16 protein-coding genes are annotated in these 15,697 nt (G+C 70.0%); 9 read left to right on the top strand and 7 right to left on the bottom strand.

The window, feature by feature from the left end:
- Positions 1-26: 26 nt before the first annotated feature.
- Both ACZ4D5_RS34120 and ACZ4D5_RS34115 read right to left on the bottom strand, forming a co-directional pair.
- The gene (locus ACZ4D5_RS34120; RefSeq protein ID WP_467776349.1) at positions 27-416 is read right to left on the bottom strand and encodes a nuclear transport factor 2 family protein; all 390 of its coding nucleotides are present in this window, start codon (positions 414-416) and stop codon (positions 27-29) included.
- 133 nt (positions 417-549) lie between these two features.
- Positions 550-2,301, bottom strand: a complete 1,752-nt coding sequence (locus tag ACZ4D5_RS34115) for a chitinase (protein ID WP_467776348.1) — start codon at positions 2,299-2,301, stop codon at positions 550-552.
- A gap of 698 nt (positions 2,302-2,999) precedes the next feature.
- Here ACZ4D5_RS34115 and ACZ4D5_RS34110 point away from each other — a divergent pair.
- Together ACZ4D5_RS34110 and ACZ4D5_RS34105 are read left to right on the top strand one after the other, a co-directional pair.
- Positions 3,000-3,659: an MmyB family transcriptional regulator gene (locus tag ACZ4D5_RS34110; RefSeq protein ID WP_467776385.1), complete on the top strand. Its 660-nt coding sequence runs from the start codon at positions 3,000-3,002 to the stop codon at positions 3,657-3,659.
- A 483-nt stretch (positions 3,660-4,142) separates the two neighbouring features.
- Positions 4,143-5,363: a metallophosphoesterase gene (locus ACZ4D5_RS34105; protein ID WP_467776347.1), complete on the top strand. Its 1,221-nt coding sequence runs from the start codon at positions 4,143-4,145 to the stop codon at positions 5,361-5,363.
- A 73-nt stretch (positions 5,364-5,436) separates the two neighbouring features.
- On the opposite strand, the gene ACZ4D5_RS34100 is transcribed toward ACZ4D5_RS34105, so the two are convergent.
- The 3 genes from ACZ4D5_RS34100 to ACZ4D5_RS34090 form a co-directional block, all read right to left on the bottom strand.
- Positions 5,437-5,886: a peptidase inhibitor family I36 protein gene (locus tag ACZ4D5_RS34100; protein WP_467776346.1), complete on the bottom strand. Its 450-nt coding sequence runs from the start codon at positions 5,884-5,886 to the stop codon at positions 5,437-5,439.
- Between the two features lie 136 nt (positions 5,887-6,022).
- Positions 6,023-6,217, bottom strand: a complete 195-nt coding sequence (locus ACZ4D5_RS34095; protein WP_467776345.1) for a hypothetical protein — start codon at positions 6,215-6,217, stop codon at positions 6,023-6,025.
- Between the two features lie 188 nt (positions 6,218-6,405).
- On the bottom strand, positions 6,406-7,437 hold the full coding sequence (locus tag ACZ4D5_RS34090) for an alpha/beta fold hydrolase (protein ID WP_467776344.1): 1,032 nt from the start codon (positions 7,435-7,437) through the stop codon (positions 6,406-6,408).
- 232 nt (positions 7,438-7,669) lie between these two features.
- On the opposite strand from ACZ4D5_RS34090, the gene ACZ4D5_RS34085 reads away from it, so the two are divergent.
- From ACZ4D5_RS34085 to ACZ4D5_RS34060, 6 genes are all read left to right on the top strand, one after another.
- Positions 7,670-8,029, top strand: a complete 360-nt coding sequence (locus tag ACZ4D5_RS34085) for a hypothetical protein (protein WP_467776343.1) — start codon at positions 7,670-7,672, stop codon at positions 8,027-8,029.
- A 206-nt stretch (positions 8,030-8,235) separates the two neighbouring features.
- Positions 8,236-9,303: an alpha/beta fold hydrolase gene (locus ACZ4D5_RS34080; protein ID WP_467776342.1), complete on the top strand. Its 1,068-nt coding sequence runs from the start codon at positions 8,236-8,238 to the stop codon at positions 9,301-9,303.
- 126 nt (positions 9,304-9,429) lie between these two features.
- Entirely contained in the window at positions 9,430-9,669 is a 240-nt protein-coding gene (locus ACZ4D5_RS34075) for a hypothetical protein (RefSeq protein WP_467776341.1), read from the top strand.
- Positions 9,666-9,845 (top strand): hypothetical protein, encoded by a 180-nt coding sequence (locus ACZ4D5_RS34070; protein WP_467776340.1) that lies wholly within the window; start codon positions 9,666-9,668, stop codon positions 9,843-9,845. Before ACZ4D5_RS34075 ends, ACZ4D5_RS34070 begins: the two co-directional genes overlap by 4 nt.
- A 105-nt stretch (positions 9,846-9,950) precedes the next feature.
- Positions 9,951-10,415 carry a zinc-binding dehydrogenase gene (locus ACZ4D5_RS34065; protein WP_467776339.1) on the top strand — a complete coding sequence of 155 codons (465 nt, stop codon included), beginning with the start codon at positions 9,951-9,953 and terminating at the stop codon, positions 10,413-10,415.
- A 388-nt stretch (positions 10,416-10,803) separates the two neighbouring features.
- Positions 10,804-13,575, top strand: a complete 2,772-nt coding sequence (locus tag ACZ4D5_RS34060) for a helix-turn-helix transcriptional regulator (protein WP_467776338.1) — start codon at positions 10,804-10,806, stop codon at positions 13,573-13,575.
- 15 nt (positions 13,576-13,590) lie between these two features.
- On the opposite strand, the gene ACZ4D5_RS34055 is transcribed toward ACZ4D5_RS34060, so the two are convergent.
- Positions 13,591-14,397: an alpha/beta hydrolase gene (locus ACZ4D5_RS34055; RefSeq protein ID WP_467776337.1), complete on the bottom strand. Its 807-nt coding sequence runs from the start codon at positions 14,395-14,397 to the stop codon at positions 13,591-13,593.
- Positions 14,398-14,643: 246 nt separating this feature from the next.
- Here ACZ4D5_RS34055 and ACZ4D5_RS34050 point away from each other — a divergent pair, with 246 nt between their 5' ends.
- Positions 14,644-15,114 carry an SsgA family sporulation/cell division regulator gene (locus ACZ4D5_RS34050; RefSeq protein WP_467776336.1) on the top strand — a complete coding sequence of 157 codons (471 nt, stop codon included), beginning with the start codon at positions 14,644-14,646 and terminating at the stop codon, positions 15,112-15,114.
- A gap of 49 nt (positions 15,115-15,163) precedes the next feature.
- Here the strand turns inward: ACZ4D5_RS34050 and ACZ4D5_RS34045 are convergent, their stop codons facing one another.
- Positions 15,164-15,628: a cupin domain-containing protein gene (locus ACZ4D5_RS34045; protein ID WP_467776335.1), complete on the bottom strand. Its 465-nt coding sequence runs from the start codon at positions 15,626-15,628 to the stop codon at positions 15,164-15,166.
- Positions 15,629-15,697: the final 69 nt, after the last annotated feature.

The following is a 15,697-nucleotide window of genomic DNA, read 5'->3' as shown; positions in this document are numbered from 1 at the left end:
GGCCGTTGATGCCGGGAACGCGCGACTCAGGAGACGGACGGTTTCCCCTCCCCCTTGACCTCCCCCGCGAAGACGATGATCTGGTCGATGAGGCTGCGCCGCAGGTGGACGACGTCCGTTCCCGTCAGACGGGGGCCTCCGTCGGGCGTGGTGAAGACCCACTGATACCGGGCCCACTCGTCCGGCATGTCCACCGCGGAGCAGCGCACCATCGTGCCGGTCCCCGCCGGGTGGCGCCGGATGTCCAGCACGAATCGCTCGACCGCCTCGATCCCCTCACTGCGGCCCAGCGGCCCCCAAAGGACCACGTCCGAGGTCAGGGCCTGGGAGAGCAGCACCGTCACGTAGCTGTCGTCCGAGGCGTTGAACGCGGAGATGAACGTGTCGATCGCGGACTGCGCGGTCTCTTCCTGCATGCACCAGTCATATCAGTCTCTGCGCGGAACGCGCTCATGCCACCGACTGCCCGCCCCTTGGGCGAACCATCCGGTTTCGTCAAGGGCGGTGCCCGCTGTCCGGGGCGGTTCACCCGCCCCGGACGCCCCTCCGCTAGGGAAGGCTGTGCACCTTCGGGCCGACGGCGTTCGACCACGCACTGCCCGCCGTCGCGTCCCAGTTCGTCGACCACGTCATGGCGCCGCGCAGCGCCGGATAGGTCTTGGACGGCTTGAACGAGCCGCAGCCGGTGCCGCGGGTCAGGCAGTCCAGGGCGTTGTTCACCACCGAGGGGGCCACGTACCCGCTGCCCGCCGCTCGCGTGGAGGCCGGGACGCCGATCCCGACCTGTGACGGGTCGAGGCCGCCCTCCAGCTGGATGCAGGCCAGCGCGGTCAGGAAGTCGACGCCGCCCTGGCTGTAGACCTTGCCGTCGCAGCCCAGCATCGAACCGCTGTTGTAGTACTGCATGTTGACGACGGTGAGGATGTCCTTCACGTTCAGCGCGGTCTGGAAGTACGCGCCGGACGTGGACTGCATGTCGATGGTCTGCGGCGCCATCGTGAGCACCATCTTCGGGCCGGCTTTCGCCGACAGCTGGCGCAGCGCCTTGGTCATGTAGGTGGGGTTGAGGCCGTTCTCCAGGTCGATGTCGACGCCGTTGAACCCGTACTCCTGCATCAGCGCGTAGGCGCTGTTGGCGAACGCCGTCGCGGAGGCGTCGCTGTTGACGGAGATGGTGCCCTTCTCGCCGCCGACCGAGAGGATCACGGACTTGCCCGCGGCCTTCTTCGCGGCGATGTCGGCCTTGAAGTCGGCGGTCGATGCGTAGCCGACGGCCGGGTCGAGGTTGAAGGTGATCTGCCCCGGCGTGCTGGTGGCGTCGGCGAAGGAGACGGCGATGATGTCGTACTGCGAGGACACGTCCCGCAGCTTCTGCACCGTGGCGCCGTTGTTGAAGTTCTGCCAGTAGCCGGTCAGCGCGTGCCTGGGCACCGTCCCGTCTCCCCCGCCATCGCCCTTGGCGGTCCGTGCGGACACCGCCGTCGACTTCGCGGACTCGCCCGCCGCGTTCGAGGCGCTCACCTGGAAGCTGTACGTGGTGTCCGGCGTGAGGCCGGTGACGGTCGTGGAAGCGCCGCTCACCGAGGCGACCTTCGTGCCGTCGCGGTAGACGGTGTAGCCGGTGGCCGTGGACACCGGCGTCCAGGACAGGTCCACCGACGTGGACGTCGCGGTGCCCGCGGCGAGGCCGGTCGGCACGGCCGGTATCTCCACCGGGTCGGTGCCGCCGCCCCCGTCGGGTCCGAAGACGCTCACGTCGTCCACGTAGTACGCGCTCTGCCCGTACCAGCCGTGTGTGTACACGGTGACCGAGGTGGTGTTCGCGCCGGTGGTGAAGCTGGTGGAGAGCTGTTGCCAGGACGTGTTGCCCGGCGTCCACGTCGACACGTCGGTGGTGCCGGTGCCGCGGGCGCCGAGGTAGGCGTAGCTGCCCTGCACCCAACTGCTCAGCTTGTACGTCGCGTTGGGCTTCACCTTGACGATCTGGGAACACTCGGCGGTGTCCTGGCCCGACGGACTGGCCTTGAGCGCCTTCGCGCCGCCGTGCACGGGCGACGTGACGGCCACGCCGCTGTTCGCGCTGCAGGTCCAGTTGCTCAGGTCCGCCTCGAACCCGGCGTTCTTGGCGACGTTGACGTCCGCCGCCGCGGCACTGGCCGCCGTGGCCTCCGCAGCGGCGGCGGAGGCCGGCTGCGCGGGCGCGGCGAGCGCTGTGACGGCGAGCGCGGCGGCCGCCCCGACGGCGATCGCCGCGCCGATTCTCCGGCGGACACCGGGTCTGCCCTGACGTACACGGTCCATGGAGTGCCTCCAGGAAGGGGTGAAGGACGCAAGAGACGGGAGTGCGTGACGGCTGCCGCCGCTACTGTGCGTAAAGCTGGTCCAGACCAATCGAGTTGTCAAGGTCTGCGGAGGGTCGGAACTGCAGCACCGCACCACACCGCATCAGGCGGCAGGCGGGATGCCCGGATCCAGCCACCGGTGAGAGGACCAACTGCCCCGCCGCGAAGCGTTTTCCACCCTCACTGCAGGCACCGGCGAAACGACCGCAAGAGGTCGTCCGAGTGTTGACGACCCAGTGGTTACAGCGGTCAGTCGATGCCTTCGATGATGCGGAAGTCGCGCTCGACGCCGTCGGGGCGGCTGGACCAGCCCTTGCCCCGCCGCCGCTTCCACGACGAGAAAGGTGGCCAGCGCGGGAAGTCAGGCCGGCACCGCCCGGCGTCCCAGGGAGTACACCCCGGGGCGGCCGATCGAGCTCTGCCCCAGCTACTCGGAGTCGAATTCCTGCTCGAAATCCAGCGTCCACGTCTGCTGGAACTCGGGCTTGGGCTCACTCAGCACGATCTGCGCGCCACGGTGCCCCGCTTGAAGGGCCAGGCCCTTGTCCGAAAGGATCTTGACGCCGCCGATGACCCTCTCGAACGTGAACTTCGCCCACTGGTCACGCGGAACGGCGTTGACGTAGAGCTTGTCCTCGTGGATGAGTCCTTGACGCCATCTCCCGCGCGCTACGCCTCGATCCCGTCGAACGCACCCATCTGTTCCAGCTCGCCAAGCCCGCCGCAGGCAGGCCCCGCCACACGGCGACACGTCCGCAGCCGGTCCGCCCGGGGCTGCGCGACCTGCTCCGGATCCTCGAGCACACCCCCGCCCTTGTGTTGGGGCGGCGACTGGACGTACTCGCGTCCAACCGGATGGCACGTGCGCTGCTCACCGACTTCGACGCGCTGCCGCACCGCGAGCGGAACCTGGTGCGGTTCATGTTCCGCGACGAGAGCGCCCGCTCGCTGTATACCCACTGGGACACCCACGCCCAGGACATTGTCGCCTCGCTCCGGCGCGACGCCGGACGCCATCCCCACGATCCGCTCCTTGCCGAACTCGTCGGCGAACTCTCGATCACGGATGAGGACTTCCGCCGCTGGTGGGCCGACCAGAACGTGTACCGGCACACCCATGGCAGCAAACACTTCCACCACCCGATCGTCGGCCCGCTCACCCTCAACTACGAGTCCCTCACCCTGCCCGCCGACCCGGACCAGCGGCTGAGTGTCTACACCGCCGCAGCAGGCTCCAGCTCCGAAGAGGCGCTTCGGCTACTGGCCTCGTGGATACGGCAGCCCGAGAGCTCACACGGGCAGCACGCAGATCAGTAGACGCCCGCCGGTCCGCGAGGAGCAGTCGGCCAGAGTGGCTGCGTCCCATGAGCCGGGATGGGCGTTATGGAACACCGGCAGACCTTGCGCCCCACCGCCGGTGTCCCGAAATCCTCGTCGAGGGGGAAGAACCGGAATGGAGACCAATGCGACCTGCCTCTTCGTGCCGCGCAGCAACTCTCGACACGTAGTCAGAGGTTAGAACTCAAGCTGAATGTCCGGCACGACCTCGCTACGCCGACGGATCCGTGGATGAGCAGGCGGGCTCGATCCATGCCGAGCAGGCTGGACCGGCGGAACGCGCCACTCTCGCGCGCATGCGGCACCAAGATCCGAGAACACTGACGCAGCCGACCCGGGCGCCGGGCCCGAGCCGGTCCCCCTCAACGGCTGAGGCCACTGCCAGGCCTCTGCCAGGGCGCTGCGGCCAGAGTGCGACGGGATACAGTGCGCGAGACGGCAGCCCGGTCAGGGAGGGGAAGCGTGACCGACACCAGCGACACCCGGCCCACCGAGGGGGAGGCGCAAGCGCCGCGGCAGAGCCGACTGCACCGCCTGATGCGCTACGTCCCCATGATCGCCCCCGTCCTGCTGTGGACGGTGCCCTGCTGGGTGCTCCTGCACAGCGGCCAGCACTGGCCGCTGCCCGTCACGCTGGTCGGCACCGCCCTGTTCGCCCTCGGCCTCGTCGGGATGCCGCTCGCCATGGTGCGCGGCCACGGCCGACGCCAGCAGGACCGGGCGGCGATCATCGGTGACACCCTTCTGGGCGCCAGCTGGGTCCTGTTCACCTGGTCCGTGCTGATCGGGGTCCTCTTGCGGGCCGCCCTGACCGTGACCGGTGTCGGCCAGAGCCAGGACCGGGCCCGAATCGAGGCGTGGGCGGTCCTCGGCGTCACCGCCGCGCTGCTCGCCTGGGGGTACGCCGAAGCTCGCCGCGTGCCACGCGTACGCCGCCTCGATGTACCACTCCAGCGGCTGGGTGCCGGGCTGGACGGTACCCGCGTCGTCCTCATCACCGACACCCACTACGGCCCGCTCGATCGCGCGCGCTGGTCGGCGCGGGTGTGCGAGACGGTGAACGCCCTGGAAGCCGACCTGGTCTGTCACACCGGCGACATCGCGGACGGCACGGCCCGACGCCGCCGTGCGCAGGCCCTTCCGCTCGGTACCGTGCAAGCGACTCGGGCCCGCGTCTACGTCACCGGCAACCACGAGTACTACAGCGAGGCCCAGGGCTGGGTGGACCTGATGGACGAGCTGGGCTGGGAGCCGCTGCGCAACCGCCATCTGCTGCTCGAACGCGGAGGCGACACCCTCGTGGTCGCCGGCGTGGACGACGTCACCGCCGAGTCCTCCGGCCTCGCGGGTCACGGCGCCCATCTCGCCGGAGCCTTGCACGGCGCGGACCCCGACCTGCCCGTCCTGCTCCTGGCGCATCAGCCCAAGTTCGTCGAGCGGGCGGCGGCCGACGGCGTCGACCTCCAGCTCTCCGGCCACACCCACGGCGGCCAGATCTGGCCCTTCCACCACCTGGTCGGCATCGACCAGCCGGCCCTCGCCGGGTTCAGCCACCACGGCGCCCGCACCCTCCTCTACACAAGCCGCGGTACCGGCTTCTGGGGCCCGCCGTTCCGTGTCTTCGCCCCCAGCGAGATCACCCTGCTCGTGCTCCGCTCTCCGCAGGTGCCCACCTCGCCGTAGTACCGGGCGGGCCACCTCATCCGCTGAGAGTTGTCCACGAGCTGATCGGCGGGCGCCCGCGGCTTCCTCCCCTCTACGAGCAATAGATGAGCATCGAGGAAAGCCTGTCGTTGTTGTACGCCTTGGGTGTCCCGAAAGCGTAGTCACCCTTCAGACCCCAGTTTCGTGGCGGGGCGTAGTCCAGGTCAGAAGGGTGGAGCTCGCCACTGGGGTCGTCCCAGAACGACACCTGGCACTGCGAGTTGTTCAACCAGGACGAAACTTGGTTGTCGGCCGGTTCCCCGTTCAGAAAGTGCTTGTTCGGGAGTCTCACTATCTTTGAGTTACCGCCCGCCGCAGGAGGGGTCACGATCAACTTCGAGCCGCTTCCCCCACCGTCCTGGTAGAGGCAGAGCGACCATCCCGGACAGCCGTCGTACGGAGGGTTCGCCGCGGAGGCCGGTACTGCCGAGAAGAGGAGCGCCGCTCCGGCGACCGCACTTGCGACAGCAGTCGTCGTCGGCTTGAGCGATTTCAGGATCATGGGTTTCTGCTCTCCGGGTTGCGCATACATGTCGGTGGCATGTAGCCGGTGGTCGGTAGTACATACGTGTGTCTCGGTGTTACATACGTGCGTCAGGGGGAGCCTTCCCCGGATCCGTCCCGGACGGCGGGACGGTCTACAACCCCAGGTCAAGTGCCAGGCACGCGTGGTACTTCCACGACCCTTCGGGGTGGTACGAGCCGTCGTCCCCGCCGCCCCGACCGACCTTCACCTCTTCAGTCATGTCGCTGAAGCGAACACGTTCGGGCAGGGAGCCGAAGCGCGCGTGCCGCGCCACCGCGGCAGTGTCGTCGGCGAGTTCCTTGTTCATGACCCAGCTCCACTTCGCTCGTCGTTCGTGGGCGGTTCCCTCGTCGCCCCTCGGGAAACACCAGGGGCGACGATCGTCAGCATGCAGCCTTCATTCGTCACCCGTCAAGCAGGTGACGTTTTTGTACGTGTAGTGCTTACGTGTAGTACTCATGTGTAGCGCTGCAGTCAGCGGTCAATGGTCAACGGTCAACGCATGGCATCGACTTCGAGGATCGCGTCGACGAAGGCCCCGGGTTGCTCCTGGGGGAGGTTGTGTCCGGCGCCGGGGACGACGTGATGCGCCCAGGGTCCCGAGAAGTGCGCGGCGTACCCGCTTCCGTCGGTCGGCGGGATCACGCCGTCGCCCTGCCCGTCCAGGGTGACCGCGGGGACAGTGATCTTCGGCAGGTCCAGCAGCCTCCGCTCCAGCCCGGCATATCGGCCGTCGCCGGGAGCCTCGGCCAAGCGGTGCCGATAGCTGTGGATCACCACGTCGACGTAGTCGGGGTTGGCCCACGACTGCGCCGCTTCCGCGAACTCGGCCTCGGTGAAGCGCCATTCGGGCGAGTTGCGGCGCCAGACGACACGCGCCAGGTCCTCCCGGTCGCGCTCAAGGCCCTTTCGGCCGCGCTCGGTGAGGAAGTAGAAGAAGTACCAGAAGCCCTCCTCCCTCGCGGCGGGCAACGGCTCCCGGGCGGCGGCGATGTTCTGGATGAGGTAGCCGTTCACGGAGACGAGGCCGGCGCAGCGTTCGGGCCACAGCGCCGCGGCGACACAACCGGCCCGCCCGCCCCAGTCGTATCCGGCGAACAGGGCCCTGGGAACACGCAGGGCGTCCATGAGCGCCGCCAGGTCCGCGCCGATTGCCGCCTGTTGGCCGGACCGGAAGGTGTCCTCGCGCAGGAAGCGGGTCGGCCCGTGGCCGCGCAGGTAGGGGATGTAGCAGCGGTAGCCGCGCCGTGCGAGCGCGGGCGCCACTCGGGCGTAGGAGCCGACGGGGCTGAAGGGCCATCCGTGCAGGAGGATCACCGGCTTGCCATGGGCCGGGCCGACGTCGTGATAGGCGATCTCCAGTACATCGGTGCGGGTCCGGCGGACCGGCCCCAGGTCGTACGCGCCCTGCCCGGGCGGCGAGTTGACCGCTGCCGCGCCGGTGACCGCCGACGCCTGGTCGGCGCCGTCAGGACCGGCCGCTCCTGCCGCCGTCATGGCCTGGACCGCTGTGCGCCTGCCGATCATTCCGCCTCCTCGCGTTCGCCCTCAGGGGCGCGACACTGGTGCGCACGCACCGATCATCACCCCTCTGACCGGTTACGAGAATCCGGCGCCGGGTACTCCATGTCAAGCAGTCGATGCCGCTGGACCGCATCGGCCGGTCACATGTGCGTGACCGGTTCCGCACTCCCCCACACACCGTGGAACATGCAAGGATCCTCCACCGGTCTCGTCACACCTGCGAAAGGGCGACTACATGTTCATCCACAGGGCGAAGCTCCGTTGTGCCGCCGCTGCCGGCGTCGTGGCCGTGGTGGTGACCGGCCTCGGTACCGGGGTGGCGAACGCCGCCGACTGGCCACCGTTGCGGGAGGGCGCGTACCTCTACTCGGGCGTCCACGGTGCGGGGACGGTGTCGGACGTCGACCTCGACGACGTCGGCACGTGCCATGCCCTGACGGTGCCGTCCCGCTCCGTCCAGGTCGTCTCCGGCTCCGCGTCCGTAGAGCTGTATCCCACGGGCGGCTGCGCCGGCACGTCCTCTTGGGTCACCGGGTCCCTCGCGCAGTCCGACCTTCCCTGGGCAGCGGTGAGTTACCGCGTGGTCCCGGCGTAGCGACGCCTCGGGTGACGAGGCGGCCTCAGTCGTATGGCTGAGGCCTTGAGGCCCCAAGTCGTCATGCCGGGCAGGGAGCGCCCGGCGGCGTCCGCACGCGGCACCGTCATGTGACTGATGTCCGCGGGGCCGCCGTGGGCGAAAGTATGTGCCGCCGGTCCGGATCTCGCGGCCGGTCACCGCACACGTATGACGGAGGGTTCCAGATGATCAACAGGCGTGTCTTCAGCAAGGCCGTGGGGCTGGGCGCCGGCGCAGCGGCCGTCTCGCTGTCCGGCCCGTACCCCCAGGCGTCCGCCGCGGCCGCCTCGTCCCGTCCGGGCGGTGCCCCCGCCCCCGCCGTGCCCGCCATCGCTCCCGGCACCCACACCGAGTTCCCCGAGCTGAAGCACGTCAAGGCGGGGCTCCTCAACGTCAGTTACGCCGAGATCGGACCCGCCCACGGTCCCGTCGTCCTGTGCCTGCACGGCTGGCCCTACGACATCCACAGCTATGTCGACGTCGCACCGCTCCTCGCCGGCCTCGGCTACCGCGTCATCGTTCCCCACCTGCGCGGACACGGCGGCACCCGTTTCCTGTCCAGTCGCACGCCGCGCAGTGCCGAGCAGTCCGCCGTCGCCCTCGACGTCATCGCCCTGATGGACGCGTTGAAGATCCACAAGGCGGTTCTCGCCGGCTTCGACTGGGGCTCGCGCACCGCCGGCATCATCGCCGCCCTGTGGCCCGAACGCGTCAAAGCCCTCGTCTCCACCGGGGGTTACCTCATCACCGACGTCAGGGCGCAACGGGAGCCCGCCGCCGCGGCCGTGGAGCACAACTGGTGGTACCAGTGGTACTTCGCCACCGAGCGCGGCAAGAAGGCCATGGAGAACCCGGACGACCGCATCGCCCTGTGCCGCTACGTGTGGACCCTCGTCTCGCCCAACTGGAACTTCGACGACGCCACGTTCGAACGCACCGCCCAGGCCTTCCGCAATCGGGACTACGCCTCCATCGTCCTGTTCAACTACCGCTGGCGCATCGGTCTCGTCGAGGGTGAACCCCGCTACGACCGCTACGAGAAGCAGCTCGCCGCGAGGCCCTCCATCGGCGTCCCCACGGTCACCCTCGACCCGGCCCTCGACCCCTTCACGCCGCCCGGCGACGGTTCGACCTACCGCGATCACTTCACCGGGCCCTACGAGCACCGCACCATCGCGAACGTCGGACACAACCTGCCGCAGGAAGCACCGACGGTCTTCGCCCAGGCGGTGGTCGACGCCGACCACCTCTGATCCCCACCCACGGGTCCCATCAACGCGCTTGCGCGGCAACGGGTTTGGACTTGCTGGTCCATTTTCGGCGGCCCAGGTTGCTGCCATTCCCGACGGCGCGTCCGCTCACGCGGAGAGGTGGCACCCATGCATGCGATACGTATCGAGGAACACGGCGGTCCCGAGGCCATGCGGCGGACCGGGCTGCCGGATCCGACACCCGGCCCCGGTGAGGCGCTGGTACGGCTGGGCGCCGCCGGGGTCGACTACATGGACATCGGCGCCCGCGAGCAGGGCGGCCCGGGCTGGGCGGCCCCCTTGATCCTCGGCGCCGAGGGGATGGGCCAGTGCCCGACGGGGTCGGTGACGAAACGGCCGCCGCCGTGAGGACGCAGGGCCTGACCGCCAGCCATCTGAGCACCGAGACCTATCCGATCGGCCCGGGCGACACCGCCGTGGTCCACGCGGCGCCCGGCGGAGTGGGCCAGTTGCTCACGCAGATGGTCAGGGCACACGGCGGCCGTGTGATCGGCCTGGCTTCGAGGGGCGGATCAGGGAGCTGACCGGGGGACGGGGAGCCGACGTCGTGTACGACGGGCGCCGAGACGTTCCGCTCCTCCCAGCTGGCCCTGCGCCCGCACGGGGTGGACGCCTATTACGGCCCCTTCATGGGCGTACCGACCCTGCGGCCCACCGATCTGCCCAACAGCATCCTGCTGACCTACCCCGTGGTGCACCACCACGTCGCCACCCGCGAGAGCCTGCTGCACCGCACCGGCGAGGTGTTCGACCTGGTTCTGAACGGCCGGCTCACGCCGCGCGTCGGCGGCCGCTGCGCCCTCTCGGACGCGGCCCGGGCCCATGCGGACATCGAGTCGCGCCGCACCACCGGCAAGCCGCTCACCACCTGGGCGGCCTGGTACCAGTGGCGCGACAAGGTCGTCGCCCGCTACCGCGAACAGGGCACCGATTGCCCTCTGCACACGGCCCTGTCCCAGCTGGGCACGGCCACCGGCGCCGCGCGGACCGTGGCCGACGAACTGCTCCGGCCAGTGGCAGCAGCAGCTCGTCGCGGGGCTGCGTCACCTGCGGGACGGCGGCGAGATCGCCCCCGAACTGGATGCCACCCGTGAGGCCGCCGCCCTCTCGGCCGGCATCCAAGGCGGCGTACTGATCCTCCTGACCACAGGCCACATCGCCCACCTGGAGGCCGCCCTCGACCTGGGCATCGCTCGTCTGCGCGGCGGCCCTGGCGCCCGGGACAGCTGAGAGCGGACCAATCCGGCACGAGCATTTTTGGCCATACCAGGTGCCGAAAAACCTGGGGATATCTGGTCATCTACCGCTAAACACAGCTCGGCATATGCGTGCCTCGGGCGACGACCGCATAGCCTCTCGCCAGTGCGCCCGGCGCATGCCGTTCGAGCGGCCACCACAGCGTTCGAGCAGGACTGATCCAGCGGAGGCGCGGCTGATCCGCCGGAGGCGGGGCTGATTTGGCGGAGGAGGAAGTGGGGGACGATGGAGTCGATCGACGGGACGATGGTCGGCCGCGAGCACGAGCTGGAGGTTCTGTCCGACTTCGTGACGGCCGCCGGGGGCCGGTCTCTCGTTCTGCTGGGCGACGCGGGTGTGGGCAAGAGCGCCCTTCTGGACCATGTCGCCGACCTCGCCTCGGCCGAGCGGCACAGGGTGATCAGGGCAGTCGGTGTCGAGGTCGAGTCGGGGCTGCCGTTCGCCGGCCTTCACCAGTTCCTCTATCCGCTGCTCCCCTACATCGACCGGCTGGACGACGGCCACCGCGAGGTCTTCGACGTCGTCTTCGGCAGGAGCGAGGGCCCTCCTCCCTCCGTCATGGCACTCGGCATCGCCGTCCTCGACCTGCTCTCCCTCGTGGCATCGCAGCAGCCCCTCCTCCTGGTGCTCGACGACGGCCAGTGGTTCGACGCCTCCAGCACCGAGGTGTGCGGGTTCGTGGGGCGACGGCTCACCGGCAGCTCGGTCAGGCTCGTCGTCGGCCTGCGCTCCGACGTGCCCTCCGGCTTCGACACGGCCGCGCTGGCCCAACTGCCCGTGTCCACACTGTCGGAGAAGGCTTCCGAACAGCTCCTGGACAGGCGACACCCTGGCCTGGATCCCCAGGTCCGTCGGCTGATCCTGGACGAGGCCCGGGGGAACCCGCTGGCTCTCCTGGAGCTGCCGCCCCACGTGCTGCGCCATGGCCAGGCTGCGGGCGACCGGCGGGACTGGCCCGGATACCCGGGATTCCCCCTGCCCCTGCGCCTTCAACACGTGTACGGCGCCCGGGTCAAGGCACTCGACGGCGCCGTGCGAGCGGAACTGCTGCGCGGTGCCCTGGACGGTGCCGGAGCGGGCGTGACGACAGGACCCACCCGCGGCACGCGCTACCGGATGAGGGACGCCGACGCGGCGGCGGCCTGCGGTCTGCTGGACATGGATCCGCTCAGTGGCGACTTCGTCTTCCGGCACCCTCTGGTGCGCTCGACGGTCGTTCAGATGGCGACCCCCAACGAACGGCGCGCGGCCCACGCGGTCCTCGCTGACGTGCACGGCGCCGACGTGGAACGACGCGCCGTCCACCTGGCGGCTTCGACGGTCGACCCCGACGAACAGGTCGCGGCCGCGCTGGAGGCGGCCGCCGACTCCGCAACGCTGCGGGGCGGCTCGTTGGCCGCGGTGTCCTGGCTGACCCGAGCGGCAGAGCTGAGCGAAAGCCGTGAGGCACGCTCCCGCAGGCTGGGCAGCGCGTCGTTCATCGCCGGTCAGGCGGGCCTGCTGGACCGGGCGCAGCAGCTGGGCCGCGCCGACACCGCATCAGCAGGGAGTCAGTCCCCCGCCTCGGTGCTCGCGTCGGCCTACGCCGCCCTGTACGAGGACGGGGACGTACGGTTCACGCAACGCCACGTCCTGGCGGCCATCGAGAACATCCGCGACGGCGGTCCACGGGAACCCGACGAGGTACTCACGCGGTTGGTCAACCTGCTCCTGGCCATCAACCAGTACGCCGGCGACGCGGCCGCGTGGGAACGCACGCACGAGGTGCTCGGCTCCCTGGGGGACCTGGTGCCCCCCAACTCCCGTATCTACGAGGACGCCTGGGGCGACGTGGTGCGTCGCGGCGCAGGTGTGTACGAACGGGTGGAGCGCGCCCTGGCCGACCTCCGCGTCAGCGAACCGTGGGAGGTCACCCGCCTGTGCGTCGCCGCGTACCACGTGGATGCCCTCGGCCCGCACCGGTCACGACTGCAACGCACCGTCGACCGCGAGGTGGAGACCGGGGCTGTGGCGTCGGCCATGACCAATCTGCACCTGATCATGCTCGACCAGATGGCGGCCGGTGAGTGGGACGAGGCGGAACGGACCGGACGGCGCAGCCTGGAGCTGACGACGTCGCACCGCAACGCACTGTTCGCCCACCACACACGTGCCTATCTCGGTCTGCTCGCCGCGCTGCGCGGCCGGACCGCACACGCACGAGAACTCCAAGCCTGCGTCGACGCCTGGGCCCGCCCCCGCGGCGTCGGCTTCCTCACGCAGATCGCCGACGCCATCGGCACCACCGCGGCCCTCACCGAAGGCGACGACTACGAAGCCGCGTACCTCCACGCCATCGGCATCACTCCCCCCGGCACCTTCACCCCCTATGCCCACCAGGCACCGCGCGGCCTCCTCGACCTCGTCGAAGCGGCCCTGCACACCGGTCGCACCGAGCAGGCTCGCCGCCACGCCCTCGCCGCACTCCACGCCGGCCTCCCCGCCATCTCCCCTCGCCTCGCCCTCATCACCCATGGCGCCCTCGCGATGACCGCCACCGATCCCGCCGAGGCCGACGACATGTACCGCCGCGCCGAAGCCAGCCCTGCCGCCGCCTCCTTCCCCTTCGAGATGGCCCGCATCCGCCTCGCCCACGGCTATCACCTGCGCCGCACCCAGCGGCCCAAGGCCGCGCGCATCGCCCTCACCCGCTCCGTCGAAGGCTTCGAACGGCTCGGCACATCCGCCTGGGTCGAGCGGGCCCGAGGCGAACTGCGTGCGGCGGGCATGTCCCCGCGCACCGCCCCGGCACACCTCGCGACGCTGACGTGGCAGGAGCGCCGGATCGCGGATCTCGCCGCCGGCGGCCTGACCAACAAGGAGATCGGCGCACGCATGCACCTGTCACCGCGCACCGTCAGCTCCCACCTCTACCGCGTCTTTCCCAAGCTCGGCATCACCTCCCGGGCCGCGCTGCGTGACGCCCTGGGCAAGATGTCCGACGGCACGGACATGTGAGCTGCGGCGGGGGTTTCAGCGCTCTGCGGGGTGGGCTCGGATACCCCGTTCGGTCAGCCAGCCGAGCACGTAGTCGGCGACGAGGCGCCACCCGTGGTCGATGACGAGCGAGTGGCCCCGGTCGGCGAACTGTTTCAGGTCGGTCACCGCCGTGGAATCGCCGTACTGCTTGTACACCGCGCGGGTGGCCGAGTCCGGTACGAGCCGGTCCTCCTGTCCCGAGATCAGCAGGAGCGGGCCGCGTCCCGCGTTTCCCACGTCCGCCGTGGCGCACGGGCCGCGGCCCGCACTCCCCCGTCGCAGGTCGGCGAGCAGGCGCGAGGGCGCCGGTACCGCGTAGCGCTCGTAGAGGCGTCGGGACTCCTGCACCGCGAGCGTGTTCCCGATGGTCTGGTGGAACTGCGACGGCGACAGGGACACCAGGTGCCGGCCGGGGCCGTGCCGGGTGAGCGACGGCAACCGGGAAGGGGGTGCGGGCAGGGGGACGTCGTTGACGGGGGCGGGGGCGATGGCCACCGCGGCGCGGCCGACATCGGCGGTGATGAGGTGCTGGGCGATGAGCCCACCCACCGAGTGGCCGACGATCACCGGTGCGCTGTCGAAGGACCGCACGATGCCCGCGTAGTGCTCGGTGAGCATGTCCAAGCCGAGGCCGGTGAGCGCGTCCGCCGACTCGCGCATGTCGCAGGCGGCAGCCGCCTCCCCGGGCCATCCGGGCGCGAAGGCGAGGAAACCCCGGCTCGCGAAGCGCTCCGCCCAGGCCTCCCAGGACAGCGCGTGCAGCCATGCGCCGTGGATGAACACGACGGGAGTACGTTCCACCGCTGACCCCTTCGAGCTGACGACCCTGCGGCGTCGGCACAGCGGCGCCTGCCTCAGGATCGATCAGGTCCGGGCCGGGGGCGACAGTCGAATGACTTAATGTCGCCGACCGAAACCGGCGGCCGACCGCCTGACGGACACCGTGACGGCATGGGGATTCGACCGTCAACTTACCTACGTACGACACCCCTCAGGCGACGAAAGTGGTGCGGGCCCGCTTCCGTCACTGCGAAGGGTCCACGCGTCATGAGCGGCTTCCCACCCGATCTACCGGCCGGCCGGACGGCACGGCACGGTCGTTCTCGGCTGACCCTGGACATCGAGCGCGTCCTCGGCGTCGACGCCCGTCAGGCGATCAGGGCCGAGTTCAGGTTCGATCCGAGATCACCTCTGGTCGTGTGCGCCGAGTTCGCCGTCGAAGGCGGTCCACGTGTTCTGTGGCGTATCGGGCGAGACCTGATCCGGCAGGGACTGCGCTCGAGGAGCGGCCTCAGCGACATCCAGGTCTGGCCGTCGGACCGGCGGGACCGGACGACGGCGTGGCTTCAGCTCGCCTCCGGTGACATGGCGGCGCTGTTCGAAGTGCCGACACCCGAGCTGGCGCAGTGGCTCGAGCACACCTACGAGCTCGTCCCCGCAGGTCATGAACTCTCCCCGAGCGACTGGGACGTTGCCACCGCTGAGCTTCTCGACGGCCCGGCAGCGCTGTCCGACTGATCTCGACAACGCTGCCGGGCGGGCGGGGCTCCGGTGGGGCGAGCGGGCTCTAGTACGTGGTCACGAGGGGCTTCGTCTCATCGACGACGTACGTGGACAGCATCATCGTCGTCACCTTGCCGACGTTGCGGGCGTTGTGGATGGCACCGTGAGGGATGAAGAACGGGTCTCCCGTGCGCAGGCGCAGGGGTGGTCTGTCGTCGAACTCCATCAGGACGTCGCCGCGGACGATGTAGCCGACTTCGATGCCCGGGTGGCTGTGCCGGCCGGATTCCTTGTGCCGTGGGATCTCCACCAGCGTCTGCACGGCTTCCCATCCCTCGGCGGGCGAGGGGTGCTCCTGGAGAAGGGTGCGTGTGACTCCCCCGGTCGGGTCGCCGTTCCCGGTGGGAGGGGCGGAGGGGGCGACCCGCGCGGGCTCCGCGGCGGTGGCGGTGGCCGACAGGGCTTCCGCGCCGAGCGCGCCGACTGCCGCGGCGCCACTGGTGCGCAGTACGGAACGTCGATTGATCATCATGTCTCTTCACTCGTCGAAGGGAGAGGGACGGTCGGAGCCGCACAGATGGACGCGGCGGCCGTTCTG

The organism is Streptomyces sp. NPDC025651 (assembly GCF_055558735.1).
Note: the sequence above shows the minus strand (reverse complement) of the source record. Positions and strands in the feature narration are given on the sequence as shown.

Coding starts and splice junctions, on each gene's coding strand:
- ACZ4D5_RS34120 (WP_467776349.1), bottom strand. CDS start 416: ATGCAGGAAGAGACCGCGCAGTCCGCGATCGACACGTTCATCTCCGCG.
- ACZ4D5_RS34115 (WP_467776348.1), bottom strand. CDS start 2,301: ATGGACCGTGTACGTCAGGGCAGACCCGGTGTCCGCCGGAGAATCGGC.
- ACZ4D5_RS34100 (WP_467776346.1), bottom strand. CDS start 5,886: ATGATCCTGAAATCGCTCAAGCCGACGACGACTGCTGTCGCAAGTGCG.
- ACZ4D5_RS34095 (WP_467776345.1), bottom strand. CDS start 6,217: ATGAACAAGGAACTCGCCGACGACACTGCCGCGGTGGCGCGGCACGCG.
- ACZ4D5_RS34090 (WP_467776344.1), bottom strand. CDS start 7,437: ATGATCGGCAGGCGCACAGCGGTCCAGGCCATGACGGCGGCAGGAGCG.
- ACZ4D5_RS34085 (WP_467776343.1), top strand. CDS start 7,670: ATGTTCATCCACAGGGCGAAGCTCCGTTGTGCCGCCGCTGCCGGCGTC.
- ACZ4D5_RS34080 (WP_467776342.1), top strand. CDS start 8,236: ATGATCAACAGGCGTGTCTTCAGCAAGGCCGTGGGGCTGGGCGCCGGC.
- ACZ4D5_RS34075 (WP_467776341.1), top strand. CDS start 9,430: ATGCATGCGATACGTATCGAGGAACACGGCGGTCCCGAGGCCATGCGG.
- ACZ4D5_RS34065 (WP_467776339.1), top strand. CDS start 9,951: ATGGGCGTACCGACCCTGCGGCCCACCGATCTGCCCAACAGCATCCTG.
- ACZ4D5_RS34060 (WP_467776338.1), top strand. CDS start 10,804: ATGGAGTCGATCGACGGGACGATGGTCGGCCGCGAGCACGAGCTGGAG.
- ACZ4D5_RS34050 (WP_467776336.1), top strand. CDS start 14,644: ATGAGCGGCTTCCCACCCGATCTACCGGCCGGCCGGACGGCACGGCAC.
- ACZ4D5_RS34045 (WP_467776335.1), bottom strand. CDS start 15,628: ATGATCAATCGACGTTCCGTACTGCGCACCAGTGGCGCCGCGGCAGTC.